Below are 1,251 nucleotides of genomic sequence, written 5' to 3' on the forward strand. Positions count from 1 at the left end.
AATTTAACACTTTTCTCAAAATTCATGCACCGTGTTTTCGGCTTGACCCCATTAAATGGCAAATTTGTTTTGAGATGCCTATTGATGTCTATTGTGCCTCGTACATTAGCATCATTGTATTCATCCCGTTGGTATTCTTTATATAGTCCTTGGGCTAATGCTTCTTTGAGAAGTTTTGGAAACAGATATAAAAGGGAATTGAATATTTGTTCATTTGCAGTTCCATGTGATAAGCTTACAACATTGATACATAAAACTTTTTGAAGCATATAATGTAAAAAGAAATCTTCTGTATTTTTTGAAAAACGAGAATGAATGGAAACGGATTGTCCATTCATGCCTATGAAGCCCACCATATTCCCTGTTTCCAAAACAGCTTTTGTACATTTATTCTCTTTCCAATTGATTTGTAACGAAAATAGATATTGACTACCCATTTCATCCTCGCACCGGCTAAATGAATGAGGATAAATAAGCAGGTCATTACCTCTATCGTCTAACAAATCTGATATTTTTCTGTTAGCAATATTATTGAATGACAGATATTCTCCAAGCTTATCTGAAGAAGAATATTTTGTATTATCCCTCAATATCATTGTTGCCATTTTCGTTATAATAAACCGATTCAAGCATTTTTAGATTTTCCGTAGCGTTTGCCGTCCCCCTTAGATATTCAAAAAGCACCCCTTTCAAGTGATTTTCCCAAAGGTGCCTGTATGCTGATTTTTTGTTAGTACGCTCATCATCAAGATATAGTTGCAATTTACAGAAATAAGAACCACCAATGTGGTATGCCGCATTTAACCCTTCAATCCCAATATTGGACTCTTCATTCCATATAGCAGCATTTAAGCGTTTCATAACGTCTGTAACTTCATCCTTCATGTCTTGAAGTTCATCCAGCATTCCAGTATTCTCATTTGCTTTTATTTCTTCCCAAGCAAAACGACGGCGCATGGCAAAATCCATGCTTTCCACACTACGGTCTATGTCGTTCATAGTTCCAATAATATAAACATTATTCGGTACGTAGAATCCGTCATAGAATGGATCTGTTTTATCCGTTATCATATTTTGGTATTGCGTTTTAACCAACCCATTTTTTCCACGATAGCCAGGATCTATACTAAAGAATAACTCTCCAAATATCTTAGAAATCTCACCGCGGTTTATTTCATCAATAATAAAAACGAAACGTCGTTGAGTATCACCCTTATTCTGGGTCAAGCCGAAAACACGGTTCATGAATTT

At 35.4% G+C, this 1,251-nt stretch carries 1 protein-coding gene and 1 pseudogene; both read right to left on the reverse strand.

Annotated elements, in window-relative coordinates; translation table 11 throughout:
• A pseudogene (locus C5S62_RS00180) lies at positions 1-605 on the reverse strand (hypothetical protein); the annotation flags it as partial.
• Positions 580-1,251: AAA family ATPase (locus C5S62_RS00185; protein WP_148665642.1), on the reverse strand; the 672-nt coding region annotated here is incomplete at its 5' end. The gene C5S62_RS00185 and the pseudogene C5S62_RS00180, both read right to left, overlap by 26 nt.

This window comes from Prevotella sp. MGM2, assembly GCF_002933955.1.
Lineage (GTDB): Bacteria > Bacteroidota > Bacteroidia > Bacteroidales > Bacteroidaceae > Alloprevotella.